Annotated in this window: 1 protein-coding gene; it reads right to left on the bottom strand. The window is 44.4% G+C overall.

Annotated features, from left to right (window positions below; all coding sequences use genetic code 11):
* On the bottom strand, window positions 1-844 hold an 844-nt coding region (locus tag DS839_RS35815), incomplete at both ends, for a TonB-dependent receptor plug domain-containing protein (RefSeq protein ID WP_162919023.1).

Genomic DNA, 844 nt, shown 5'->3' with positions numbered 1-844 from the left:
GCCGGTTAATTTATTTTGCTGATAATCTTCTCGCTTATCCGTCCCTAAAATATGGAACACATTCGCTTTAACGTCTCGAGCAAAGCCGATGTCTTTCGCATCATACTCAAGGTTGTAGGTACGTTTGGTCGTGTTCGCATTTACCGGGCGGCTATTAAAAATCATCTCGAAACGATCTTGTCCCGCACCATAAAACGACTCTTGACGGAAACTTAAGCCGATACGCTGTTTATCGGTAATATCATAGCCGAATTTCGCCAAATAATTACCTTGACGACGAGCGGTATTATTCACTACTCGGCTATTTTTATTCACCGCATCCGAATAACCTTTACCCGCCTTATAGTTTTTATCGTCTCCCCAACTGCCTAATAGCAATACATCCAGATTATTCGCTTGTCCATAGAGTGAAAGCGAATCGTTAATGCCGCGATTACTGTTATATTCGGAACCGATACGCGCACCGAATGATCTGCCGTCTTTCAATAAATCTTTTGCCGATACCGTTTCCGCACGGATTACACCGTCCGTTATACCGATACCGGCACTGGCGGAACCGGCGCCCTTATCGATTTTAATCGATTTCACCATAGACGGATCCAGTTGGAAACGACCTTGGTGATACCACTGTTGAGTATTTGTCGAAGTATTATCGACAATCATACCGATACGATCTTGTCCTGATCCGCGAATCGAAATGTATTGTGCGGACACGCTACCTCCACCGACGTTAATGTCCGTACGATTAGCCAGTAATTCGCGCAGGTTACTGATATTTCTAGTATGATTCACCGTAGGTTGAGCTTGAACCTTCACCGTATCAAGTGTAGCTTGATTAGCTTCC

The sequence above is a fragment of the Taklimakanibacter deserti genome (assembly GCA_003574785.1).
This window is presented reverse-complemented; position numbering and strand designations above follow the sequence as displayed.